Annotated in this window: 24 protein-coding genes; 14 read left to right on the top strand and 10 right to left on the bottom strand. The window is 73.4% G+C overall.

Translation table 11 applies throughout. The features are described 5' to 3' along the window. From BM419_RS27055 to BM419_RS27030, 6 genes are all read left to right on the top strand, one after another. The coding region (locus BM419_RS27055; protein ID WP_139257129.1) for a helix-turn-helix transcriptional regulator at window positions 1-789 on the top strand (789 nt) is incomplete at its 5' end. 95 nt (window positions 790-884) lie between these two features. After that, a complete protein-coding gene (locus BM419_RS27050; RefSeq protein WP_020096302.1) occupies window positions 885-1,055 on the top strand; it encodes a CsbD family protein in 171 nt (56 codons plus the stop codon). A gap of 90 nt (window positions 1,056-1,145) precedes the next feature. Next, window positions 1,146-1,649 carry a CsbD family protein gene (locus BM419_RS27045; protein ID WP_091683262.1) on the top strand — a complete coding sequence of 168 codons (504 nt, stop codon included), beginning with the start codon at window positions 1,146-1,148 and terminating at the stop codon, window positions 1,647-1,649. A gap of 88 nt (window positions 1,650-1,737) precedes the next feature. Next, complete coding sequence (locus BM419_RS27040; protein ID WP_091928244.1) at window positions 1,738-2,661, top strand: PhnA-like protein; 924 nt, start codon at window positions 1,738-1,740, stop codon at window positions 2,659-2,661. Between the two features lie 97 nt (window positions 2,662-2,758). Next, window positions 2,759-2,962, top strand: a complete 204-nt coding sequence (locus BM419_RS27035) for a CsbD family protein (protein WP_020096305.1) — start codon at window positions 2,759-2,761, stop codon at window positions 2,960-2,962. Window positions 2,963-3,042: 80 nt separating this feature from the next. After that, a complete protein-coding gene (locus BM419_RS27030; RefSeq protein ID WP_091928243.1) occupies window positions 3,043-3,438 on the top strand; it encodes a CsbD family protein in 396 nt (131 codons plus the stop codon). A gap of 138 nt (window positions 3,439-3,576) precedes the next feature. Here the strand turns inward: BM419_RS27030 and BM419_RS27025 are convergent, their stop codons facing one another. The 4 genes from BM419_RS27025 to BM419_RS27010 form a co-directional block, all read right to left on the bottom strand. After that, the gene (locus BM419_RS27025; protein ID WP_056524493.1) at window positions 3,577-3,906 is read right to left on the bottom strand and encodes a DUF6285 domain-containing protein; all 330 of its coding nucleotides are present in this window, start codon (window positions 3,904-3,906) and stop codon (window positions 3,577-3,579) included. Beyond that, window positions 3,903-4,943: a phosphotransferase family protein gene (locus tag BM419_RS27020; protein WP_091928242.1), complete on the bottom strand. Its 1,041-nt coding sequence runs from the start codon at window positions 4,941-4,943 to the stop codon at window positions 3,903-3,905. The genes BM419_RS27025 and BM419_RS27020 overlap by 4 nt, the downstream gene beginning before the upstream one ends. A 17-nt stretch (window positions 4,944-4,960) precedes the next feature. Then, a complete protein-coding gene (bktB, locus tag BM419_RS27015) occupies window positions 4,961-6,139 on the bottom strand; it encodes a beta-ketothiolase BktB (protein ID WP_091928241.1) in 1,179 nt (392 codons plus the stop codon). A 96-nt stretch (window positions 6,140-6,235) separates the two neighbouring features. Next, window positions 6,236-7,441, bottom strand: a complete 1,206-nt coding sequence (locus tag BM419_RS27010; RefSeq protein WP_091928240.1) for an acyl-CoA dehydrogenase family protein — start codon at window positions 7,439-7,441, stop codon at window positions 6,236-6,238. 176 nt (window positions 7,442-7,617) lie between these two features. Here BM419_RS27010 and BM419_RS27005 point away from each other — a divergent pair, with 176 nt between their 5' ends. From BM419_RS27005 to rclC, 4 genes are all read left to right on the top strand, one after another. After that, entirely contained in the window at window positions 7,618-8,331 is a 714-nt protein-coding gene (locus BM419_RS27005) for a TetR/AcrR family transcriptional regulator (protein ID WP_091928239.1), read from the top strand. 86 nt (window positions 8,332-8,417) lie between these two features. Continuing rightward, a complete protein-coding gene (locus BM419_RS27000) occupies window positions 8,418-9,401 on the top strand; it encodes a cupin domain-containing protein (protein ID WP_020096312.1) in 984 nt (327 codons plus the stop codon). Between the two features lie 87 nt (window positions 9,402-9,488). Continuing rightward, window positions 9,489-9,836, top strand: coding sequence for a carboxymuconolactone decarboxylase family protein (locus BM419_RS26995; protein WP_020096313.1), 348 nt, complete (start codon window positions 9,489-9,491; stop codon window positions 9,834-9,836). Window positions 9,837-9,872: 36 nt separating this feature from the next. Continuing rightward, window positions 9,873-10,496: a reactive chlorine resistance membrane protein RclC gene (gene rclC / locus BM419_RS26990; RefSeq protein ID WP_091928238.1), complete on the top strand. Its 624-nt coding sequence runs from the start codon at window positions 9,873-9,875 to the stop codon at window positions 10,494-10,496. A gap of 7 nt (window positions 10,497-10,503) precedes the next feature. Here the strand turns inward: rclC and gph are convergent, their stop codons facing one another. Next, on the bottom strand, window positions 10,504-11,202 hold the full coding sequence (gene gph, locus BM419_RS26985; protein ID WP_091928237.1) for a phosphoglycolate phosphatase: 699 nt from the start codon (window positions 11,200-11,202) through the stop codon (window positions 10,504-10,506). 131 nt (window positions 11,203-11,333) lie between these two features. Then, a complete protein-coding gene (locus tag BM419_RS26980) occupies window positions 11,334-11,678 on the bottom strand; it encodes an MliC family protein (protein ID WP_091928236.1) in 345 nt (114 codons plus the stop codon). Window positions 11,679-12,124: 446 nt separating this feature from the next. Here BM419_RS26980 and BM419_RS26975 point away from each other — a divergent pair, with 446 nt between their 5' ends. Continuing rightward, a complete protein-coding gene (locus BM419_RS26975; protein ID WP_244540872.1) occupies window positions 12,125-14,044 on the top strand; it encodes a putative bifunctional diguanylate cyclase/phosphodiesterase in 1,920 nt (639 codons plus the stop codon). Between the two features lie 28 nt (window positions 14,045-14,072). Here BM419_RS26975 and BM419_RS26970 read toward each other — a convergent pair whose 3' ends face one another. From BM419_RS26970 to BM419_RS26955, 4 genes are all read right to left on the bottom strand, one after another. After that, a complete protein-coding gene (locus BM419_RS26970) occupies window positions 14,073-15,644 on the bottom strand; it encodes an ABC transporter substrate-binding protein (RefSeq protein ID WP_091683263.1) in 1,572 nt (523 codons plus the stop codon). 60 nt (window positions 15,645-15,704) lie between these two features. Next, window positions 15,705-16,325: a glutathione S-transferase N-terminal domain-containing protein gene (locus BM419_RS26965; RefSeq protein WP_091928234.1), complete on the bottom strand. Its 621-nt coding sequence runs from the start codon at window positions 16,323-16,325 to the stop codon at window positions 15,705-15,707. Between the two features lie 67 nt (window positions 16,326-16,392). Continuing rightward, a complete protein-coding gene (gene ruvB, locus BM419_RS26960) occupies window positions 16,393-17,415 on the bottom strand; it encodes a Holliday junction branch migration DNA helicase RuvB (RefSeq protein WP_107684810.1) in 1,023 nt (340 codons plus the stop codon). Next, window positions 17,416-17,670, bottom strand: coding sequence for a DUF6894 family protein (locus BM419_RS26955; protein WP_020096048.1), 255 nt, complete (start codon window positions 17,668-17,670; stop codon window positions 17,416-17,418). A gap of 237 nt (window positions 17,671-17,907) precedes the next feature. Here BM419_RS26955 and BM419_RS26950 point away from each other — a divergent pair, with 237 nt between their 5' ends. The 3 genes from BM419_RS26950 (at window position 17,908) to BM419_RS26940 (ending at window position 22,347) form a co-directional block, all read left to right on the top strand. Then, window positions 17,908-19,008, top strand: coding sequence for an SMP-30/gluconolactonase/LRE family protein (locus tag BM419_RS26950; protein ID WP_091928233.1), 1,101 nt, complete (start codon window positions 17,908-17,910; stop codon window positions 19,006-19,008). Between the two features lie 164 nt (window positions 19,009-19,172). Next, window positions 19,173-19,529, top strand: coding sequence for a hypothetical protein (locus tag BM419_RS26945; RefSeq protein ID WP_026605381.1), 357 nt, complete (start codon window positions 19,173-19,175; stop codon window positions 19,527-19,529). A gap of 235 nt (window positions 19,530-19,764) precedes the next feature. Next, a complete protein-coding gene (locus BM419_RS26940) occupies window positions 19,765-22,347 on the top strand; it encodes a PAS domain-containing protein (protein WP_091928232.1) in 2,583 nt (860 codons plus the stop codon). Window positions 22,348-22,462: the final 115 nt, after the last annotated feature.

Below are 22,462 nucleotides of genomic sequence, written 5' to 3'. Positions count from 1 at the left end.
GTCGCCGGGCAGCCGATCGAGATGGGCGACGAGCCCTGCATGCTGTTCACCTTCGCGGACCTGGAACTGCGCCGGAAGGCCGAGGCCGCCCTGCGCCAGAGCGAGGAGCGCTTCGCCAAGGCGTTCCGGATGACGCCGATCCCGACCGTGCTGGTGCGGGCCGAGGACGGCCAGGTCACGGGCGTGAACGAGGCGTTCAGCCGGGTCTTCGGCCTGGGCGAGGACCGCGTCGTCGGCCGCTCGCTGGAGGAGGCCGGCCTGTGGGTCGCCGAGAAGCAGCGCCTGCAGGTCGAGGCCGCCCTGGAGCGGCAGGGCTACGTGCTGGGTCTCGAGGTGTGCCTGCGCCACGAGAGCGGCGCGAACCTCGACTGCCTGGTCTCGGCCGAGCGGGTCGAGATCAACGAGACGGCCTTCGTTCTGCTGGTGCTGCAGGACATCACCGAGCGCAAGCACTCGGAGCGGGAGCTGTTCGACGCGATCGAGACGGTGATGGCCGACACGTCGTGGTTCAGCCGCGGGCTGATCGAGAAGCTGGCGAACCTGCGCCGGCCGGCCCGGGAGGGCGGCGACGCGGCGGCGCCGAACCTGACCGTGCGCGAGCGCCAGATCCTCAACCTGATCTGCTCGGGGCTCAGCGACGACGCGATCGCGCGCAAGCTCGGGCTGTCGCGCAACACGGTGCGCAATCACGGCGCCGCACTGTACCGCAAGATCGGCATCCACAAGCGCAGCGAGGCAGTCGTCTGGGGGCGCGAGAACGGCTTTCCCCTGAACATCTCTGACGAATGAATACCGCCATACTGGTACAACCACACCATTGATCCGGCGCGCCCGGCGTACATCTTCTGCTCGGCAAGGGTTTTCTCACGCATGACGAGGCGCCCATGACCGAAGACAGGAAGACACCGTCCGCCGAGCACCTCAAGGGCTCGGTGAAGGAGGCCATCGGCAAGCTGACCGGCGATGCCCGGACGGAGACCGAGGGCCGGCGCCAGAAACGCGACGCGCCCGGATCGAAGGCCGGCTCCGGGCCCGCGGGCTCCGGCCCGCGCTGACGGACGTCACCCGGCGCCTCACGGTGAGGCGCCCCCACCACGAGCGCGATCGCGGAGGCGGTCGCCGACGCGACGACGAAGGAGAACGACATGGTCGATACCAATCGGATCACGGGCGCGGCCCGGGAACTCGGCGGCAAGGTGCAGGGCGCGTTCGGCGACCTGACCGGCTCGCGGCGGGACTCGGTCGAGGGCCGCGCCCGCGAGGCCGCCGGACAGGCCGAGACCCTCTACGGCCAGGCCAAGGACACCGTGCGCGACGCGGCCGACCACGTGGCCGACGCGGCCCGCGACCTCGGTGGTCGGGTCCGCGACGCCGTCGACGATCTCGGGGCCGACGACGTCGAGGCCCGCGCCCGCCGCGCCCAGGGCGCCGCGCAGGATCAGTACGCCCGCGCCGAGCGCGGCGTCCGCCACGCCGCCGAGGAGGCGTACGACTACGCCGAGGACGCCTACGCGCGCGGCAGCCACGCCCTGCGCCGCGGCACCCGCGAGGTCGGCCAGCAGGTCGCCGAGTACCCGCTCGCCGCCCTGCTCATCGCCGGCATCGCGGGCTTCGGCCTCGGCCTGCTCGTCAGCGCCCGCCGCGACTGAGCCGCGTCCCGGCAGCCCCCGGGCCTTCCGGGCCTTCCGGGGGCCGGCGGCCCCACGAATTTCAGCGATCCACCACCGGAGTGACAGCGTGACCACCATCCAGACCGTTGCAACGCCCCTCGCGCCGGACGCGCACGCCGACACGCGCGCCGTCCTGCTCAACCAAGTCTCCTGGGGCGCCATCTTCGCCGGCGCCGTGACCGCGCTGGTCACCCAGGTGATCATCAACCTCGTCGGCGTCGGCGTCGGGCTGGCCTCGGTCGGCACGACCGCCGCCGACAACCCCTCCGCCTCCACCGTCTCCATGGGCGCGGGCGCGTGGTTCGTCGCCTCCGGCCTCGTCGCCTCGCTGGCCGGCGGCCTCATCGCCGGGCGGCTCTCGGGCAAGGCCCTTCCGGGCGCGGCCGCCCTGCACGGGCTGGTCTCCTGGGCGGTCACCACCCTGGTGGTGCTGTACATGCTGACCTCGGCCGCCAGCGGCCTGGTCGGCGGCACGCTCGGCACCGTCTCGAGCGCGCTCGGCGGCGCCGGCAACCTCGTCGGCGGCACGGTGCAGACCGCCGCCCAGGCGGCGGCGCCGTCGCTGTCGAAGATCTCGAACCCGCTCGACGGCATCGAGGACAAGGTCCGTCAGCAGGCCGCCGGCCAGGACCCGCAGGCCGCCAAGGACGCGGCCGTGGCCGCGGTGAAGGCCGTCCTGACCGGTGACCCGGCCCAGAAGGAGCAGGCCAAGACCCGCGCCGCCGACGCCCTGGCCAAGGCGCAGAGCATCACGCCGGATCAGGCCAAGGCGCAGATCGACGACTACCAGAAGCAGTACGAGCAGGCGGTGGCCAGCGCCAAGCAGAAGGCCGAGGCCGCTGCCGTGACGGCGAAGTCGGCGGCCACGCAGGGCGCGTTCTACGCCGCGCTGGCGCTGATCCTGGGTGCGCTGGCGGCGTATGTCGGCGGCCGGATGGGCGCGCCCAAGCCCGCGACCCTGCTGGGCGCCTACGAGACCCGGCGCGTCTGACACCTCCCTCTGACACCTTCACCGGCCCCCGCGCCGATCGCGGGGGCCACCACCGGCCGGGGAGACCGGCCTCACCAGCGAAGCAGGAGCACACGCGATGAGCAGCACGACCGACAAGATCAAGGGCCTGGCCAACGAGGCGGTGGGCAACGTCAAGCAGGCGGCCGGCAAGGCGACGGGCAACGACAAGCTGGTGGCCGAGGGCAAGGCGCAGGAGCTGAAGGGCGAGGCGCAGAAGACCGTCGGCGACGTCAAGGACGGCGCCAAGTCCGTCGCCGACAAGATCACCGGCAAGCACTGATCCGTCCCGCGGCGCCGGCTCCCCGGCGCCGCCGCCCCCGCCGAGGCGGGGCTCCATTCCCCCGACACCAGGAGAGCTGCATGAACCGCGACCAGATCCGCGGCGCGTCCCGCCACCTCAAGGGCCGCGCCCAGACCGCCCTGGGCGGCCTGACCGGTGACCCGGGACGCCAGGTGCGCGGCGCCGTCAACCAAGTGGCCGGCGGCGCGCAGTACGCCTACGGCCGCGCCCGCGACCGCGCCGAGGACCTCACGGAGGACCTGGCGGAGAACGGCCGCCATCTGGCCGAGGCCGCCCGGAGACGGGCCGACCACCTGATCGACGAGGGCCGGGACCGCGCCCGGGATGCGCGCCGCCGCGGCGCCGATTACGGCCGGCAGGCGATCCGCACGGCCGACGCCAACCGCACCAACACCCTGCTGGGCCTGGCCGCCGTCGCTTTCGCGGCGGGATGGCTCGTCCGCCGCACCCGCTGACGGAGGCTTTTCCGATGCTGCGCAAGCTCCTGACGGCCTTCATCGTGCCGAAGCTCATCGCCTATCTCGGGCGCCGCTACGACCGGCGCCGGGGCACCGGCCGCACCTACTGACGCCCGGATCTGGAGCCCGGGATCGCTAGCCCGGGGCCTTCCAGATGCCGGCGGCGATCCGTGTCGTCTCGACGAGCGCGGCGTGGAGCGCCGCGTCCCCGTCGCGCCGGCCGGCGCGGAGCGCCGCGACCAGCTCGGCCGGCGATCCGGCGCCGCCCAGCGCCCGCTCCCAGGCCCCGGCCGCCGCGCCGGCCTGCGCGATCTCCCGCATGACCACGCCCATCGCGTTGGCGGCCATCAGCAGGACGTAGCGCTGGCGCCCCGACAGGGCCGGCGCGACCTCGTCGAGGAGGCTCTGCCGGGCGACCGACAGGAGGGCGGCGCCCGCGGGCGCGTCCGGGAAGGATTCGCTCATCGGGCTCCCCACCGCTCGGGCGCGGTCTCGCGCAGGATCGCGGCCTCGAGTTCGGGGACCATCCGGCCGGTCAGCGCCAGCTCCAGCGACGTCTCCTGACCGGAGACGTGGCGGTGGCCCTGCTCCAGGGCGATCACCGCCCAGCGCAGATGCGCCATGACCTCCCAGTAGCGCACCGCCTCCGGCTCGATCGCGCGCCCGCTCTCGGCCTCGTAGCCGCGGTAGAAGGCGGCCCGCGGGGCGATGCCCCCGGCCTCCAGGTCGGGCCGGCCGAAGCGCCAGCAGGCGGCGCAGAACCAGCCGATATCCTGGACCGGGTCGCCCCAGCCGGCGAATTCCCAGTCGAGGATCGCCGTCAGGCCCTCGGCATCGACCATGTAGTTGCCGGTGCGGAAGTCGCGGTGGACCAGGACCGGCCGGGGACAGGGCGGCGCGTGGAGCTCGGCCCAGCGCAGGCCCCATTCGAGGGCCGGGCGCGCGGCGCCGATCCCGTCGAGACTCGCCCGGAGCGCGCGGATCTCGGCCAGGGCCGGCTCCGGCTCGGGCGCGCCGAGGAAGGCGAGGTCGTCCGCCGGGGCGGTGCCCGGGCCGGCCGCCGGCAGGATGCCGTGCGTCCGGGCGAGCTCGCGGCCGAGCCGCTCGGCCAAGGCCGCGCGGTCGCCGCCGAGGCTCGTGTCCTTGACCACCCGCGGCCCCAACCCGATCCCGGAGACGAGGCCCATCAGCGCGAAGGGCGCCCCGACCACCCCCGGATCCGCGCAGAAGCCGACCGGCTCCGGCACCCGCACGCCGGCCGCGAAGGCGGCGCGCAGGATCCGGAACTCCTCCGCCCGCGAGCGGCTCGACGCGATGGTGGCGGCCGCGTCCTTGCGCAGGACGAAGCTCCGGGGCGCGCCGTCGACCCGGCACGACAGCATCCAGTTCTCCTGGATCGAGCCGCCGGTCAGCGGCCGGGCGTCGTCGAGCGCGACCGACCCGGCCCCCAGGGTCCGGCCGATCCAGGCGCAGAGCGCCGTCCTCTGATCCGCGTCCAGCATGGTGCCTCAGGGCCGCGTCACGGGACGCGCTCGAGGGCCATGGCGATCCCCTGGCCGCCGCCGATGCACATGGTCACGAGCCCGTAGCGGCCGCCGGTCCGGGCCAGCTCGTAGAGGGCCTTGACGGTGATGATCGCCCCCGTGGCGCCGATCGGGTGACCGAGGGCGATGGCGCCGCCGTTCGGGTTGACCCTGTCGGGATCGAGGTCGAGGGCGCGGGAGACCGCGCAGGCCTGCGCCGCGAAGGCCTCGTTCGACTCGACGACGTCGAAATCCGCCGCCCGCAGGCCGGTCCGCTCCAGCAGCCGCCGCACCGCCGGCACCGGGCCCATGCCCATCTCGGACGGGTCCACGCCGGCGTGGGCGTAGCCGACGATGCGGGCGAGGGGCGTCGCGCCGTCGCGCGCGGCCCGCGCGGCGCTCGACAGGACGAGGGCCGCCGCGCCGTCGTTCAGCCCCGAGGCGTTGCCGGCCGTGACGCTGCCGGTCTTGGAGAAGGCCGGGCGCAGCTTGGCGAGGTCCTCGGCGGTCGTGGCCTTCGGGTGCTCGTCGGTGTCGAAGGCCACCGTCTCGCGCTTGCGCTGGATCTCGATCGGCAGGATCTGGTCGCGGAACCGGCCCTCGCGGATCGCCCGCGCGGCGCGGGCCTGGCTCTCGGCCGCGAAGGCGTCCTGCGCGTCGCGGGGGACGGCGTAGCGCGCGGCCACGTTCTCGGCGGTGACGCCCATGTGGCCGTTGCCGAACGGGTCGGTCAGCGCGCCGAGCATGTAGTCGACCAGCACGGCGTCGCCCATGCGCGACCCGGTCCGCCCGGTGGTCAGCAGGTGGGGGGCGCGGCTCATGCTCTCGGCGCCGCCGGCCACGGCCGTCTCGGCGTCGCCGAGCAGGATGGACTGCGCGGCCGAGACGATCGCCTGCAGGCCGCTGCCGCAGAGGCGGTTGACCGTCATGGCCGGCACCTCCTCGGGAATCCCGCCCTCCATCGCCGCGACGCGGGCGATGTAGGCGTCCCGGGGCTCGGTCGGGATGACGTTGCCGAGGACCACGTGCCCGACCGTCTCGGGCGCGGTCCCGGCGCGGCGCAGCGCCTCCGCGACGCAGCGTGCGGCGAGGACGGAGGGCGGCGTGCCGGCCAGCGCGCCGCCGAACGTGCCGATCGCGGTGCGCACCGCGCCTGTGATCACGACCTCGGTCATACTCTCGGCTTCCTCTCGGCTTCCCTGTCTGGCTCGGCCTGCCGACGCGCCCCGCGCGGCGGGCGGACGGTGTCGGCCCCGCTCAGGCCCCGACGCTCAGGCCCCGACGTCCCACGACCAGAAGGCGTCGCCCTCGGCCTCGAGATTGCGGTTCAGGACCATCTTGTGGACCTCGTCGGCCCCGTCCACGAGGCGCGCCTGCCGGGCGTAGCGGTAGATCCACTCGAGGGGCGTGTCGGTGGAGTAGCCCCGCGCGCCGTTGATCTGGATCGCCGTGTCGGCGGCCGCGTGCAGGAGGTTGGCCACGTGGACCTTGGCCATCGACACCTCCTTGCGGGCGAAGCTGCCCCGGTCGAGGGCCCAGGCAGCCTTCATCACCAGGAGGCGCCCGATCTCGATCCGCATCGCGAGGTCGCCCAGCATCAGCTGGATGCTCTCCCGGTCGGCCAGCCGGATCCCGAAGCCGTGCCGCTCGGCCGCGTAGGCCCGGGCGATCTCGACGCAGCGCTTCGACAGGCCGAGCCAGCGCATGCAGTGGGTCAGCCGCGCCGGCCCGAGGCGGATCTGGGTGAGCTTCAGGCCGTCGCCCTCGTTCATCAGGACGTTCTCGGCCGGGATCTCCAGGCCCTCGAACAGCAGCTCGCAATGGCCGCCATGCTCCTCCGGCCCCATGATCGGGATGCGGCGCAGGATCCGCCAGCCGGGCTGGTCCCGGTGGAACAGGAAGGCGGTCAGCCCTTTCCGCGCGTCGTCGGAGGTGCGCGCCATCAGGATGAAGTGCTCGGCCTCCTCGGCCCCGGTGATGTACCACTTGCGGCCGGTGACCACGTAGCTGTCGCCCCGCCGCTCGGCCCGGGTCTGGATCATGCCGGGATCGGAGCCGCCGCCGGGATGCGGCTCGGTCATGGCGAAGGCCGAGCGGACCCGCCCCTCCACGATCGGCGCGAGCCAGCGCGCCTTCTGGTCCGGGGTCGCGACCTTCTCCAGCACCATCATGTTGCCGTCGTCGGGCGCGGCCGAGTTGAACACGACCGGGCCGAAGATCGAGCGGTTCATGGCCTCGTAGCAGACCGCCATGCCGACCTTGTCGAGCCCGGCGCCGCCGGTCTCGGGCCGCAATTGCAGGCACCACAGGCCCTCTGCGCGGGCGAGTCCGCGCAGCCGCGTCAGCTCGGTGAGGCTGATGTTGCCGTGGCCGTCATAGGCCGCCGGATCGGCCTCCAGCGGCAAGATGTACGCGTCCACGAAGGCCGCGATCCGGGCGCGGTAATCCTCGACGCGCGGGGAGATGGTGAAATCCACGGGCCCACCTCCTGGGTCGGTGCCGACGACAAAAATCGAGCGAGCGCTCGCTTTTTATCGCCTGGATTCGCGCCTGGCAACGGGCTAGACCTCGGGAGTCGCTCCCGGTCGTGGCCACCGCGGGCTGGCGCGACGACGAAACGACGACGGCGCGACGACGGAGCGACGATGGATCGATGAGCCCCGCAGACGCTCTTCCGGCGAACTTTCCGGCGCACCTGCCGGCGAAAGACGCCTACGCCACCGAGGCGATCTGTGCGCGGATCCTGGCGCGGCACCGGGACCGAATCAGCGTCCGGAAGGACCACGTCGCCGTCGCCAACCTCGCGCGGATCATCGAGGCGGTACTGAAGCTGTCGAGCCGGCAGGGCTTCCACGAGACGAGCCTGCGCGACCTCGCCCGGGCCTCCGGGCTCAGCATGGGCGGGCTCTACTCGTACTTCGACAACAAGAACACGCTGCTGGTGATGATCCTCACCGAGGTGGCCGAGACGGCGGAGGCGGTCCTGCGGCAGGCCCCGGCGGGGCTCGCGGCGGATCCGGCCGCGCATCTGCGCTGGCTGATCGAGACCCATATCCGCCTGACCGAGGCGATGCAGCCCTGGTTCGTCTTCGCCTTCATGGAGGCGAAGGGCTTCCCGGCCCCCGCCCGGACGATGGCGACGGAGAGCGAGGCCGCCACGGAGCGCATCTTCGCCGAAGTCCTCGCCCGCGGCGCGGCGGCGGGCGTCTTCGCGGTCGCCGACGTCGATCTCACCGCGGCGCTGATCAAGCCGCTCCTGCAGGACTGGTACGTGAAGCGGGCCAAGCACCGGAAGCGCGGGATCCCGATCCAGCGCTACATCGCCGGCGTGACCGCCTTCGTCGAGAAGGCCATCGCGGCGGGCTGAACCGGCGCGGCGGACGAACAACCCCTGGTCGAGGCCGCCGCGCGCCCTTATGCCGGGCCCGGAGGGCATTCCGGAGCGCGGGGAGCATGGCCGGACCGATCGGGCGCCGCGCGGACGCACACGGAACCGCCGGAATCGACGATCCGCTGAGCGGCCTCGCGCCGCTGCTGCGCGTGCGGCCGCACCTGGACGACGTCTGCCGGTTCGGCGGCGCCTGGGCCGCCCCGCACGCGCCGGAGCCGACGCGGCAGGCCTATTTCCACCTCGTGACGCGCGGCCGCGCCACGCTGCGGCGGCCCGGGGGCGCGCCGCTGCAGGTCGCGGCCGGGGACATCCTGCTCCTGCCGCGCGGCGACGCGCACCTGTTCCACGGCGCGGGGCCGCCGCCGTCGACGCCCCTGCCCGTCGCGGTCCGCCACGCGCACGATCTGCGGTTCAAGACCACCGTCGGGGCCGAGCCTGACGTCGAGCTGATCTGCGGCCGCCTGGCCTTCGAGGCGGCGCCCCAGACCCTGATCGTGACCGCCCTGCCCGACCTCCTCGTCCTGAGCGTCGGCACCGAGCCCCTGGCCACTCGGTTCGCGCCGCTCCTGGCGGGCATCCGCGAGGAGCTGAACGACCTCCGCGCCGGGTCGGTCGCGGTCGCCGAGAACCTCGCGAGCGCGCTGTTCATGATGATGCTCCGCGCGCATCTCGAGGCGTCGGCCCCGGCCGAGGGCCTGCTGCGCCTCCTGGGGCAGCCGCTCACCGCCCGGGCGGTGCTCGCGATGGTGCGCGACCCGGTGCATCCCTGGACGCTGGATGAACTGGCCGCGACGGCCGCCGCGTCGCGGGCGAGCCTCGTGCGCGCCTTCCGTGGGGCGGCGGGCGTCGCCCCGCTGGAATTCCTCACCGACCTGCGGCTCGGGCTCGCCCATCACCGCCTGCGCACCGAGACGGTCCCGCTGGACCGTCTGGCCGCAGAGGTCGGCTACCAGTCCGCGCCCGCGCTCAGCCGGGCGTTCCTGCGCAAGTACGGGATCCGCCCCGGACAGGCGCGGCAGGCCGAGGCGCCCCCGCAGGCGGTTTGATCCGCCCGGTCATCGGCCTGCGCCGTGCGGTCATCGAGGGCGCGGCCTGCCCCGACTACCTTCCTCGTCATCACGAAGGAGGTCGTCATGCACATGATCGATTGGAACAGCTACCGCCAGCAGGTCACCGCCGGCGTCGGACACTTCGCCAAGCTCAGCCCCGACACGGTGCGGGGCTACGGCACCCTCAGCACGGCGGGCCAGAAGACCGGCCAGCTCGACGCCAAGACCCGTGAGCTGATCGCGGTGGCGGTGGCGATCTCCCTGCGCTGCGACGGCTGTATCACGGTCCACACCGACGCCGCCCGCAAGCTCGGCGCCACCGAGGCCGAGCTGGCCGAGGCCCTCGGGGTCGCCACCAGCCTCAATGCCGGTGCCGCGGTCGTCTACGCGACCCGCGCGCTCGACGCCTTCGCGGCCTCCGCCGAGGCGTAGCCCCTCCCCCCATCCGATTGAGCAAGGAATCGTGCCATGAACACGCAGGTTCGCCGCGTCCTCGGCCTCGTCTCCGGGCCGGGCTCGAACCGCCTCGGCCTCCAGGCCATGCGGGTCGCCATCGCGGTCATCTTCCTCTGGATCGGCGCGCTCAAGTTCGTGCCCTACGAGGCCGACAGCATCACGCCCTTCGTCGCCAACAGCCCGGTGATGGCGTTCTTCTACGCCCACCCCGACCAGTACGCGCAGCACCTCACCCACGAGGGCGAGCTCAACCTCGCCGCCCGCGCGTGGCAGACGGCCAACCACACCTACGCGTTCTCCCGCGGCCTCGGCACGGTCGAGCTGCTGATCGGCCTGCTCGTCCTCGTCGGGATGGTATCGCGGCGGCTGGGTCTGGCCGGCGCGGTGCTGGCCTTCCTCACCCCGGTGGTGACCCTGTCGTTCCTCGTGACCACCCCCGAGGCCTGGGTCGCCGCGCTCGGCGACGCCGAGCACGGCTTCCCCTACCTCTCGGGCGCCGGCCGTCTCGTCCTCAAGGACGTCACCCTCATGGCCGGCGCGTGGCTCGTCCTCGCCGACAGCGCCCGCGCCGTCCTCGAGCGGCAGGCCCGGGCGCCGGGCGCCCCCGCCCGCCTCGACCTCGCGGCAAGCCGCTAGGAGTCCCCTAGGAGGCCGGGGTGCCGCCCGCGGACAGCGCCCCGATCATCGCCCGCAGGCCGCCGATGTCGTCGAGGACGGCGTCGGCGGTCCGCGCGTCGTCCGGGCGCCCGTAGCCGTAGCGGGCCAGGATGGCGGCGGTGCCGGCGGCGCGGGCGGCCGCGATGTCGTGGTGCATGTCGCCGACCATGACGGCCCGCCCGGGCTCGACCCGCAGGCGACGCAGGGCCTCCCGCAGCGGCGCGGGATCGGGCTTGCGCTCGGGCAGCGTGTCGCCGCCCACGACCGTGTCGATCAGCGGCGCCAGCCCCACCGCGTCGAGGATCAGGCCGGTGGCGCAGGCCGGCTTGTTGGTGACGATCGCCAGCGCGTAGCCCGCCGCCCGGAGGTCGCGGACCGCCGCGGCGGCGTTGGGGAACAGGGCGGTGCCGGCGGCCGCGAGCGGCTCGTACACGGCCAGGAAGGCCGGGAGCAGGTCCGGCGCCCGCTCCGGATCGCCGCCCGAAGCCCGCAGGGCGCGCCGCAGCAGCGCCACCGCGCCGTCGCCCACCATGGCCCGCATCGCGGCGGTCCCGACCGGCGGCAGACCCTCCCGCGCCAGGGTGGCGTTCAGGGCCGTCCGGAGATCGGCCAGGCTGTCGACGAGGGTGCCGTCGAGGTCGAGGAGGACGGCGTCGAAGCGCGACGGGGGCGCGGGCGCGGGCAAGGAACGTCTCCGCGTCGCGGGCGACGCGCGGCGGGACGCCGACGCCTCAATCTCCGGGACGGGCGGTTCCTAGCGGGTCCGGCGCTGCCGGGCCAGGGTCCGGCACGCGCCCCGAGCATCCCCCGGGCAGCCTAGCGCGGCTTGGCGTCGGCCGGCGTCCGGTCGGTGCAGGTGACCGGCGTGCCGGCGCCGTCGGTCCACGTGACCGACCGCCCCTTGCCCCGCAGCTCGTGCGTGGCGTCGGCGTAGCGGAACCCCGACCCGCTGAGCTGCACCGGCAGGGTGACGGCGGCGCCGTTGTCCGGCCGGACAACCGCCCGCTCCGGCCCCGCGGCGTTCAGGAAGGTGACGGCCAGCGTCCGACCGTTCGGACAGGCGAAGGTCACGTCGATCGTCTCGGCCTGCGCGGGCGCGGCGGCCACGAGCAGCCCGCCGACGAGGATCGCCAGCCGGGCGACGCGGACACGGATTCTCATCGGCCTCTCCTGAGCCCCGCGGCCGCGGCCGCGACGACGATCATCGCCGGGATGTCCTGTCCGGGCAATCGGCGCCGACGGCACGCGAGGCGGCCGGCCGACCCCCATCCACCAGTCCCTGGAAGAGCAGATGGAGCAGCGAGGCAATTGTACGATCCTCGATACAAGTCGAACCGGATCACTTCCCGCTCAACTTGGGACGGAATCGGTAAATCGTCGGCTCGCCCGCCCGGCGGATTGTCTCCCGAGCGCCGCGATGCGGCGGTCCGGCGCGGGGAATAGAGCCGTGGACGACCGCCGTGACAGCTCGCGGCTTAAATATCTCTTTAATGTTAGGAGTATAATAATACGGCAATCTCTCAGACGCAGCTTCGATGAACCGTCCGAAATATCCTTTCTCGATATTGATCGGGAGGTCGACCGCATCCGCCCCGGGTCTGACGGCCATGCGTCAGCTCGCGGAACTGCAGAAGCATATCCCGTCCCTCTACGGACTGCTCTCGGTCAATGCCGGCGCCCTCGCGGTGACGCATTACGGTCTGGCGCCCGCCTACCTGACCCTCGGCATCCCGGGGACCGTGATCGCGCTGTGCCTCCTGCGCGCGATCCACTGGTGGCGCTTGAGGCCCGAGACCCTGGACGAGGCGCAGGCCGCCCGCCACCTGCGGCGGACGACGGTGCTCACGGTCTTCTTCTCCGTCGCCTTCGTGATCTGGGCGATGGTCCTGAACACGTTCGGCGGCCCCTACGAGCAGGGCCACGTCGCGATCTTCGTGGCCGTCACGGTGATCGCCTGCATCTTCTGCCTGACCTACCTGCCGCTGGCGGCCTTCCTGGTCACCGGCATCGTCATGGGCGTGTTCCTGTTCTGCTGCGTGACGAGCGGGAACCACGTGTTCCTCGCCATCGCGGCCAATACGGCCTTCGTCACGGCCGTGATGGTCCGCATCCTCAACACCAACTACCGGGCCTTCGTCGCCCTCGTCGCGTCCCAGGCCGTGGCGAGCCGGCTCTCGGAGGAGAACGCGCGCCTCGCCCAGACCGACAGCCTGACCGGCCTCCCCAACCGGCGCTACTTCTTCCAGAAGCTCGACGAGGCGCTCCGGTCGTCCTCCGGGGCGGACACGCCCTTCGCCCTGGCGATCTTCGATCTCGACCGGTTCAAGCCGATCAACGACACCTACGGGCACAATGTCGGCGACCGCGTCCTGGCGGAGGCCGGCCGGCGCCTCGCGGCCTTCGCGGGGGCGGACGTGGTGGTGACGCGGCTGGGGGGCGACGAGTTCGGCGTGATCCTGCGCGCGCCGGCTTCGGCCGCGGCGGCGCTCGCCTTCTGCGACGGCGTCTGCACGGCGCTGCAGCGGCCGATCCGGATCGGCGACATCCAGGTCGTCACCGGCTGCTCGGGCGGGCTGGCGCTGCCCTGCCGGATCTCGCACGACGCCGACGCCCTGTTCGACCGCGCCGACTACGCGCTCTACCACTCCAAGGAGCAGCGGCGCGGCGCGACGACCCTGTTCTCGCAGGAGCACAAGGACGCGATCCGCGCCGAGCAGGCGGTGGAGACGGCCCTGCGGACGGCGGACCTCGCCGCCGAGATGGTGCTGCACTACCAGCCGGTCCTCGACCTCGCCACGGGGCGGACCGCCTTCGTGGAGGGTCTGGCGCGCTGGACGAGCCCGACGCTGGGCCGCGTCGCGCCGGACCGGTTCATCGCGGCCGCCGAGCGCGGCGGCATGATCCACACGGTGACGCTGCTGCTCCTGCGCAAGGCGCTCGCCGACTGCGCGCAGCTCCCGCCCGGGACCGGCCTGTCCTTCAACCTGTCCGCCCACGACCTCGCCTCGCCCGAGACCGTCCTGTCGATCCTGGCGGCGGTGCGGGGCAGCGGCATCGACCCGCGCCGCCTGACGCTCGAGCTGACCGAGACCGCCCTGATGCGCGACTTCGACCACGCCAAGGCGGCCATCACCACCCTGCGCAGCCTGGGCATCAAGATCGCGCTCGACGATTTCGGGACCGGCTATTCCAGCCTGGGCTACGTCCACCGCCTGCCGCTGGACAAGATCAAGATCGACCGCGGCTTCATGGCCGACATCGACACCGACCGGGGCTGCAGCCTCGTCTCCACGATCCTGGACCTGTGCCGCAACCTCGGCCTCGACGGGATCGTCGAGGGGATCGAGACGGAGGCGCAGCTCGACGTGGCGCGGCGGCACGGCAGCCGCTACGCCCAGGGCTACCACATCGGCCGCCCGATGCCCCTCGGCGACCTGCTGGAGCGGCTGGAGCGCGAGGGCGCGGCGGAAGCGAAGGTAGCGGCAGAGGCAGAGGCAGAGGCCGGCACGGTGCGCCGGAGGGCCTGAGGCGGCCCCGGCGCGAGGCGGAGCCGCCTCAGGCGCGCCGGAGGTTCCAGAGGATCGGGAAGCCCGGGAGGCGGCCCGTGAGGTCGCGCCGGTAGGACGTCATCGAGCGGTAGGAGCCGACCGGCACGAACACGACCTCCTCGAGGGCGATCCGCTGCATGTCGGCGCAGATCGCCCGGCGCGCCTCCGCGTCGGGGGCCGCGAACCACGCGGTCCGGAGCGCCTCCAGCCGCGGCACCGACGGCCAGCCGAACCACGCGTTCGGCCCGCTGGCCCGGAGCGGCTGCAGGGCGGCGGGGTCGGCGTTGTCGAAGGACGAGAAGGTGGTGAGCAGCACCGACCAGCCGCCCTTCTCGACGGGCTCGCGGGAGACGCGCCGCTGGATCACCGTGCCCCAGTCGCTCAGGGCCAGGTCGACGTTGAAGCCGATCCGGGGGAGCAGGTCGGCCGCGACCTGGGTCAGCGCCGCGGGCGCCAGCAGGTCCGTGGGGCCGATGAGCCGGATCTTCGCGCCGTCGTAGCCCGAGGCCCTGAGCGCCGCGCGGGCCGCCTCCAGGCTGCGCGGCCCGGTGAGCGCCTCCAGGCCGACCTGGCTCGCCATCGGCGTGCCGGGCGTGAAGATCCCGCAGCGGTCGTCGTAGGCCCCGGGATCGTCGCCGACGATCGCCGCCATGAAGTCGCTCTGGACGATCGCCGGCAGCACCGCCCGGCGCACCGCGACGTCGTCGAAGGGCGGCTGCAGGTGGTTCATCCGCAGGATCGCCGGGTTGGTGAGCCGGTCGAGGCCCTCCACCACGATGTCGCGGTTGCGGGCGAGCAGCTGCTGGAGCTCGGGCGGCGGCTGCTCGTACCAGTCGATCTCGCCGTTCTGCAGGGCCGCCGCCGCGGTGGCGCCGTCGGCGATGATCCGCCACTCGATCCGGTCGAAATGGGCGACCTTGCCGCCGGCCGTCAGGCTCGGTGTGCCGGGCGCCGGCACGTAGCCGGGGTGGCGCTCGTAGACCATCAGGCTGCCCGAGTTGAACTCGTCGGCCTTCCAGCGGAACGGCCCGGAGCCGGTGGCGTCGGTGATCTGCTTGTACGGGTCGGTCCGGGCGACCCGCTCGGGCATGACGAAGGCCGGCTGGCTGACACTCGCCAGCGCCTGCGGCAGGAGCGGGAACGGTGCCTTCAGCCGGAACACGATGTCGGTGTCGCCGTCGTGGGCGAGCTCGTCGGTGGCGGCCATCAGGGTCTGGCCGAAGCCGTTGCGCGCCGCCCAGCGCCGGATGCTGGCGACGCAGTCCCGCGCCAGGACCGGCGTGCCGTCGTGGAAGCGCAGGCCCGCGCGCAGGGGGATCGTCACCCGGCGCCCGTCCTGCTCGACCTTGAGGCCGGCCGCCATCTGCGGCTGCGGCCGCAGGTCGGCGTCGAGGCCGAACAGCGTGTCGTAGACCACGTAGGCGTGGTTGCGGGTCACGATCGCCGTCGTCCAGATCGGATCGATGGAGGTGACGTTCGCCTGGGGGACCATGCGCAGGACCCGGGCGCCCTGCGCCCGCCCGACGGAGGGGGCCGCCAGGGCCGCGGCCCCCGCGGCCAGGAAGGTGCGTCGCCTCATCGTCACTCCCCGAACGGTGAATCCCGGCGTCGCAAACGCCGGACCAGGGGGCGCCCCGCCTCAGCTCAGCGGGACGGCGAAGCCCCGCTGCACGGCGGGGCGCTCCATCATCCGGTCGTACCAGCGCCGGACCTGCGAGTAGTCGGCGAGGTCGACCTGGTGGCGCTCGTGGCGCCACGCCCAGCCGAGGATCGCGAAATCCGCCACCGAGAGCGGCCCCGCGACGTACGCGACCTGCGCGAGGCGCCGGTCCAGCACGCCGTAGAGCCGGTGCGTCTCCTTGCTGTAGCGGGCGAGCCCGTAGGCGCGGTCGGCCTCCGCGACGGACAGGAAGTGGTGGACCTGGCCGGGCATCGGCCCGAAGCCGCCCATCTGCCACATCAGCCATTCCAGGGCGGCGACGCGCTGCCGCCGGTCCTCGGGCAGGAAGCGGCCGGTCTTCTCGGCGAGGTAGAGCAGGATCGCCCCGGACTCGAACACCGGGATCGGGGACCCGTCCGGCCCGTCCGGATCGACGATGGCGGGGATGCGGTTGTTCGGGCTGATCGCCAGGAAGTCCGGCGCGTGCTGCGCCCCTTGCGTGATGTCGACCGGGATGACCCGGTAGGGCAGCGCCATCTCCTCCAGCGCCACGCTGATCTTCCGGCCGTTGGGGGTGTTCCAGGCGTAGAGATCGATCATCGCGGGCGCCTCCGCTGTACCGAGGGAAGCTAGGGCCCGTGACGGGATCCGGCAATTCGGCCGGCGCTCAGGCGGCGACCGGGGCCGGCTCCGGCTCCGGCAGGCCGAGATGCCGGTAGGCGTGTCGGGTGAGGACGCGTCCGCGGGGTGTGCGCTGCACGAAGCCGCGCTGGATCAGGTAGGGCTCGATGATGTCCTCGATCGCGTCCCGCGGCTCCGACAGCGCCGCCCCGATCGTCTCGATGCCCACCGGCCCGCCCCCGAACGAGCGCGCGATCAGGCTCAGGTACTTGCGGTCCATCACGTCGAGACCCGCCCCGTCCACGTCCAAGAGCTGCAGCGCCCGGTCGGCGATCGCCCGCGTCACCGTCTCGGCCTCCGCCACCACCGCGAAGTCCCGCACCCGCCGCAAGAGCCGCCCCGCGATCCGCGGCGTGCCCCGCGCCCGACGGGCGATCTCGTTGGCGCCCTCCGCCGACATGCCCAGACCCAGCACCCGCGCGCCGCGCGCCACGATCTGCTCCAGCTCGTCGATCTCGTAGAACTCCAGCCGGATCGGGATCCCGAACCGGTCGCGCAGCGGCGTCGTCAGCAGCCCCGCCCGCGTCGTGGCGCCGACCAGCGTGAACTTCGGCAGCTCGATCTTGACCGAGCGCGCCGCCGGGCCCTCGCCGATGATCAGGTCGAGCTGGTAATCCTCCATGGCCGGGTAGAGGATCTCCTCGACCGCCGGGTTGAGCCGGTGGATCTCGTCGATGAACAGGACGTCGCGCTCCTCCAGGTTGGTCAGCTGGGCGGCCAGATCCCCGGCCTTGGCGATGACCGGCCCGGAGGTCGAGCGGAAGTTCACGCCGAGCTCGCGCGCCACGATCTGCGCCAGCGTGGTCTTGCCGAGCCCGGGCGGCCCGACGAACAGCACGTGGTCGAGCGCCTGCCCGGTCTTCCTCGCCGCCTCGATGAACACCTGCATGTTCGCCCGCGCCGCGCGCTGACCGATGAACTCGGACAGGCTCAGGGGGCGGATCGTCTGATCCGGCTCCGCGGCCGCCGCACCGGACCCCTGCGCGACCGTCCTGATCGGCGTCGCCATTCAGGCCGCCCTGGCGCGACCCGACGCCTTCTCGAAGGGCTGCACGAAGGGCTGCACCAGGACCCGCCGGCCCGAGAGGTCGTGCACGCTCACCCGCCACTCGGCCCAGTCGGTGCGGTTGGCCAGCGAGCGCCGCACGTCGGAGGCGACCTTGCGGGCGCGGTCGACGAGGCGCGCCGTCGCGCGGACCTCGGTGCCGCGGGCGTCGAACACGCATTCGAGGCCGTTGGTGCAGTGGAACCGGTACTTGGCCATCCCTCGCTCCTCCTCGGCCGCCCCGCGCGGCGCTCACCCTGTGTTCACTATATGTTCTGTTCTCGGCCGGATCCAGCCCCGGCGAAGCGTCGCAGGCGTCCCCGGAACGGACCCGCGCCGGACCCGCGCCAGACCCGCGCCGGAGTCGCGGCTGCGGCCGATGGGACCGGACCGGAACACCGCGCGCCCCGCGGGCTTACCGGGCGAGACGCCTCACCGCCGGACCGGGAACCCACCATGCGCGCCACGCTCCTCGCCCTCCTGCTGGCCGTCGGCCTGGGCACGCCCGGACGCGCCGCCGAGGCGCCGGCCGGGTCCGACACCCTGAAGCCGATGGTGGAGTCGAACGACCTCGTCTTCAACGGCATCACCCGGTCCGCGGACGGCCGGCTGTTCTCGCCGTTCCAGCGGCAGAGCCAAGACAAGGGGATCGAGCTCGGCGAGTGGCGGGACGGCAAGGCGGTCCCGTACCCCGACGCGGCCTGGAACGCCTGGAAGACGGGTGACGACCCGGCCAAGGCCTTCGTGGCGGTCAATGCCATCCGGATCGGGCCGGACGGGGATCTCTGGGTGGTCGACAAGGGCGCGCCCGGCATGGGCGCGGCGCCGCTGCCGGGCGGCCCGAAGCTCGTGCAGATCGACCTCGCCACGAACGCCGTGCGCAGGGTCTACCCGCTGCAGGCGGCGACCACCGAGAAGAGCTTCATCGACGATTTCCGGTTCAACGGCGGCCACATCTACCTGACGGATGCCGGCCAGCCCGGTCTGATCGTCCTCGACCGCGAGACCGGCGGCCTCCGGCGGGTGCTCGACGGACACTGGTCGACGATCGCGCAGCGCCCGCTGACCGGCCAGGGCCGGGTGCTACGGGACGACAAGGACAAGCTGCTCTTCATCCACGCCGACCAGCTGGAAGTCTCGCCGGACGGCAAGACCTTCTACTACCAAGCGTGCACCGGGCCGCTCTACAGCATCGAGACCCGGTACCTCGACGACGCGGCCGTGAGCGAGGACGAGCGCGCCCGGCACGTGAGGCTCCACGCCGCCACGGTGGCGACGGGCGGCACCGCCATCGACGCGGGCGGCACCATCTACGCGAGCGACACGGACGGCCTGCGGATCCTCAAGATCGCGCCGGACGGGACGATGAGCACGCTGGTGCAGGACCCGCGGCTCGTCTGGGTCGACGCGATGTGGATCGACGAGCAGGGCGGCCTGTGGATCCCGGCGGCGCAGATGAACCGCACGCCGGCGATGAGCGGCGGCGCGGCCTCGGCGGTCAAGTTCCCGACGACGATCTACCGGATGCAGATCGACGCCGAGCCGCTGCGCAACTGAGGATGGATCGGCCCGGTCCCAGGGGCAGCCTCGCGTCGGGCGCGCGGCGGCTGACGCCGAACCCGGAACCCGGGTTACAAGTTGGATCGAGGCGGGTGCCGGGCCCGGGACCCTGTACCGGGATCCGGCACCGAGGCCCGGCACGAGGAGAGGATGGACCGACCATGCGCAGGATGCAGTCGTCGCGGTGGGCCGGCGCCTTCCTGGCTGCCGGCCTGGTCGTCGCGTTCGCCCCGCCGGCGCGGGCCGACGCCGCCCTGGTCCTGCGGGAGACCCGGCTGCACACGCCGCCGGACTCGCACGAGCCGCAGCGGGCGATGGTCAACCTGCGCAACACCGGCCCGGACCTCGCGACGAACGTGACCGTGCTCTGCACCTTCACGGGGGCCGGCGGGACGGTGCTCGACACGCAGCAGGCCTCGGTGCCGGAGGTCGTGAGCCTCGCCGACGTGCAGGCCGAGACGATCTACTACGGCTGGCCCCGCGCGAGCAGCGCCACCTGCCGCCTCGCCGAGCCGTAGCCGGCGGCCCCCGTCGCCCGCCGGGCCGGCCGACGCAGCCTTAGCGGTTTCCGCGCGTTATGGTCCGGTCCCGTGGCGTCCCAGGTCCGTTTCCGGCAGAAGGCGCCCACGCCCCGCCCCTCTGTCGCAGCGCCAGCCCCGTGCCCGTATCCCTCGCCCTCCCGATTTCGGCGATCCGCCCCGACCGCCCCGCGCGGCCGGCGGGGGAGTCCATCGCGGCGCACGGGCGCTGAGCGTGGACGAGACGGGGACCGAGGCGCTCCTGCGGCGCGCCCGCGCGCTGGAGGCGGAGGCCGCCGGGCTCCGGGCGCGGGCGGCCGCCACCGGCGCTGAGGCGGACGCCCCGACGCTCCCGCAGCCCCCCGCCGACCTGTCCGGGGCCGGCCTCGCCCTCCGGGAGGCCGAGGCGCGCCTGCTGCGGGCGCAGGAGGCGGGCGGGATCGGCCTGTTCACCGTGGGGGTCGCGGACGGGCTCCTGCACCCGACCCCGCAATTCTGCCGGCTCTACGGCCTGCCGGAGCGCGACACCTACCCGGCCGAGCTGGTCGAGGCGCTGATCCTGCCGGAGGACCGGGCCCTCGTCTCGACGGCGGCGAGCCGGAGCCGCGGCGACGCCCCGCGGGACGTCGCCTACCGGATCCGGCGACCGGATACCGGCGAGATCCGCTGGATCGCCCGGCAGGGGGAGATCGAGCGCGACGCCGCGGGGCGGCCGGTGCGGTTCTCCGGGGTGGCGCGCGACATCACCGAGCAGCGCGAGGCCCGCGACGCCCTGCGCGCCGGCGAGGAGCGCTACCGGACGCTGTTCGAGGCCATCGACGACGGCTTCTGCATCATCGAGTTCTTCGACGGCCCGCACGGCCCGCTCAGCGACTACGTCCATGTCGAGGCCAATCCCGGCTACGAGCGCCACACCGGCATCGCCGGCATCGTCGGGCGGACGCTGCGCGACCTCGTGTCGGCCGAGGACGCGGAGGCCTGGCTCGAGCTCTACGGCGGCGTGCTCCGCACCGGTGTCCCGATCCGGTTCGAGCGCTTCTTCGCCCAGGCCGACCGCTTCATCGACGTCTCGGCCGCCCGGATCGGGCCGGCGAGCCGGCGCCAGGTCTCGGTGCTGTTCCGGGACATCACCGCGCGCCGGCAGGCGGAGGACGCCCTGCGCGCCAGCGAGGCGCTCGCCCGGACCAACATCGAGCGCGTGCAGCTCGCCCTCGCGGCCGGCGCCATCATCGGCACGTGGCACTGGGACCTGCCGAGCGACCGGTTCACGGTCGACGAGGGCTTCGCCCGCAGCTTCGGCCTCGACCCGGCGCTGGGCCGGGACGGCATCCCGCTCGCCCGGATCGTCGCGACCGTGCATCCGGACGACCAGCCCGGGCTGGCCGCGGCCATCAACGCGGCCGTCGCCCGGGGCGGCGCCTACGCGCACCAGTACCGGGTCCGCCGGGCGGACGGGCGCTACTACTGGCTGGAGGCCAACGGCCGCGTCGACCACGCGCCCGACGGCACGCCCCTGAGCTTCCCCGGGGTCCTGATCGACGTGGACGAGCGCCGCGCCGTCGAGGCCGAGCGGGACCGCGTCGCCGCGGCGCTGCGCAGCCTCAACGAGACCCTGGAGCAGCGGGTCGCCGAGCGGACGGCCGAGCTGATGCGCGCCGAGGAGGCCCTCCGCCAGTCGCAGAAGATGGAGGCGGTCGGCCAGCTCACCGGCGGGCTCGCCCACGACTTCAACAACATGCTGGCCGGCATCGTCGGCTCGCTGGAATTGATGCAGACCCGGATGCTGCAGGGCCGGGTCGGCGACCTCGACCGCTACATCGGCGCGGCGCAGGGCGCGGCCAAGCGCGCCGCCGCCCTGACCCACCGCCTGCTGGCCTTCTCCCGCCGCCAGACCCTCGACCCGAAGCCGACGGACGCGAACCGCCTGGTCGAGGGCATGATGGAGCTCGTGCGCCGCACGGTCGGCCCCGCGGTGGCGATCGAGTCGGTCGGGGCCGGCGGCCTGTGGCCGACGCTGGTCGATCCGAGCCAGCTCGAGAACGCGCTGCTCAACCTGTGCATCAACGCCCGGGACGCGATGCCGGCGGGCGGGCGCATCGTCATCGAGACCGCCAACCGCTGGCTCGACCACCGGGCCGCCCAGGAGCGCGAGCTGGAGCCGGGGCAGTACGTGACGCTCTGCGTCTCGGACAACGGCACCGGCATGACCCCCGACGTGGTCGCCAAGGCCTTCGACCCGTTCTTCACCACCAAGCCGATCGGCGAGGGCACGGGCCTCGGCCTGTCGATGATCTACGGCTTCGCCAAGCAGTCCGGGGGGCAGGTCCGGATCTACTCGGAAGTGGGCCAGGGCACGATGGTCTGCCTCTACCTGCCCCGCCATCTCGGCGAGGCGGAGGCCGAGGTGAGCCTGCCGGACCTCGCCCACGCACCCCGCGCCGAGCAGGGCGAGACGGTCCTGGTTGTGGACGACGAGCCGACCGTGCGGATGCTGGTCACCGAGGTGCTGGAGGATCTCGGCTACGCGGCGATCGAGGCGGCGGACGGTGCCTCGGGCCTGAAGGTGCTCCAGTCGGACGTGCGCGTCGACATGCTGATCACCGATGTCGGCCTGCCCGGGGGCATGAACGGCCGCCAGATGGCCGATGCCGGCCGCCAGCACCGCCCGGACCTGAAGGTCCTGTTCATCACCGGCTACGCCGAGAACGCCGCCCTCAACCACGGCCATCTCGGCCCCGGCATGCAGGTGATGACGAAGCCCTTCGCCCTGGAGGCGCTCGCCACCCGCATCCGCGGCATCATCGGCGGCGAGGGCTGAGGCCCGGAGGCCCGGGCGGGCGGTTCGCCTCCGGCACACGGCGTCGCAGGCCCGCGCGGAACGGGTTCTCCGGCCCGGGCGTCATTGCCATACCGCGCCGGCGCGCCCATGAGGG

Source organism: Methylobacterium sp. yr668 (genome assembly GCF_900116245.1).
Classification (GTDB): Bacteria; Pseudomonadota; Alphaproteobacteria; order Rhizobiales; family Beijerinckiaceae; genus Methylobacterium.
This window is presented reverse-complemented; position numbering and strand designations above follow the sequence as displayed.

What these genes read in the sequence shown, in the direction of transcription:
- BM419_RS27050 (WP_020096302.1), top strand. Translation starts at nt 885, where the DNA reads ATGACCGAAGACAGGAAGACACCGTCCGCCGAGCACCTCAAGGGCTCG.
- BM419_RS27045 (WP_091683262.1), top strand. Translation starts at nt 1,146, where the DNA reads ATGGTCGATACCAATCGGATCACGGGCGCGGCCCGGGAACTCGGCGGC.
- BM419_RS27035 (WP_020096305.1), top strand. Translation starts at nt 2,759, where the DNA reads ATGAGCAGCACGACCGACAAGATCAAGGGCCTGGCCAACGAGGCGGTG.
- BM419_RS27030 (WP_091928243.1), top strand. Translation starts at nt 3,043, where the DNA reads ATGAACCGCGACCAGATCCGCGGCGCGTCCCGCCACCTCAAGGGCCGC.
- BM419_RS27025 (WP_056524493.1), bottom strand. Translation starts at nt 3,906, where the DNA reads ATGAGCGAATCCTTCCCGGACGCGCCCGCGGGCGCCGCCCTCCTGTCG.
- BM419_RS27020 (WP_091928242.1), bottom strand. Translation starts at nt 4,943, where the DNA reads ATGCTGGACGCGGATCAGAGGACGGCGCTCTGCGCCTGGATCGGCCGG.
- bktB (WP_091928241.1), bottom strand. Translation starts at nt 6,139, where the DNA reads ATGACCGAGGTCGTGATCACAGGCGCGGTGCGCACCGCGATCGGCACG.
- BM419_RS27005 (WP_091928239.1), top strand. Translation starts at nt 7,618, where the DNA reads ATGAGCCCCGCAGACGCTCTTCCGGCGAACTTTCCGGCGCACCTGCCG.
- BM419_RS27000 (WP_020096312.1), top strand. Translation starts at nt 8,418, where the DNA reads ATGGCCGGACCGATCGGGCGCCGCGCGGACGCACACGGAACCGCCGGA.
- BM419_RS26995 (WP_020096313.1), top strand. Translation starts at nt 9,489, where the DNA reads ATGCACATGATCGATTGGAACAGCTACCGCCAGCAGGTCACCGCCGGC.
- rclC (WP_091928238.1), top strand. Translation starts at nt 9,873, where the DNA reads ATGAACACGCAGGTTCGCCGCGTCCTCGGCCTCGTCTCCGGGCCGGGC.
- BM419_RS26980 (WP_091928236.1), bottom strand. Translation starts at nt 11,678, where the DNA reads ATGAGAATCCGTGTCCGCGTCGCCCGGCTGGCGATCCTCGTCGGCGGG.
- BM419_RS26975 (WP_244540872.1), top strand. Translation starts at nt 12,125, where the DNA reads ATGCGTCAGCTCGCGGAACTGCAGAAGCATATCCCGTCCCTCTACGGA.
- BM419_RS26970 (WP_091683263.1), bottom strand. Translation starts at nt 15,644, where the DNA reads ATGAGGCGACGCACCTTCCTGGCCGCGGGGGCCGCGGCCCTGGCGGCC.
- BM419_RS26965 (WP_091928234.1), bottom strand. Translation starts at nt 16,325, where the DNA reads ATGATCGATCTCTACGCCTGGAACACCCCCAACGGCCGGAAGATCAGC.
- ruvB (WP_107684810.1), bottom strand. Translation starts at nt 17,415, where the DNA reads ATGGCGACGCCGATCAGGACGGTCGCGCAGGGGTCCGGTGCGGCGGCC.
- BM419_RS26955 (WP_020096048.1), bottom strand. Translation starts at nt 17,670, where the DNA reads ATGGCCAAGTACCGGTTCCACTGCACCAACGGCCTCGAATGCGTGTTC.
- BM419_RS26950 (WP_091928233.1), top strand. Translation starts at nt 17,908, where the DNA reads ATGCGCGCCACGCTCCTCGCCCTCCTGCTGGCCGTCGGCCTGGGCACG.
- BM419_RS26945 (WP_026605381.1), top strand. Translation starts at nt 19,173, where the DNA reads ATGCGCAGGATGCAGTCGTCGCGGTGGGCCGGCGCCTTCCTGGCTGCC.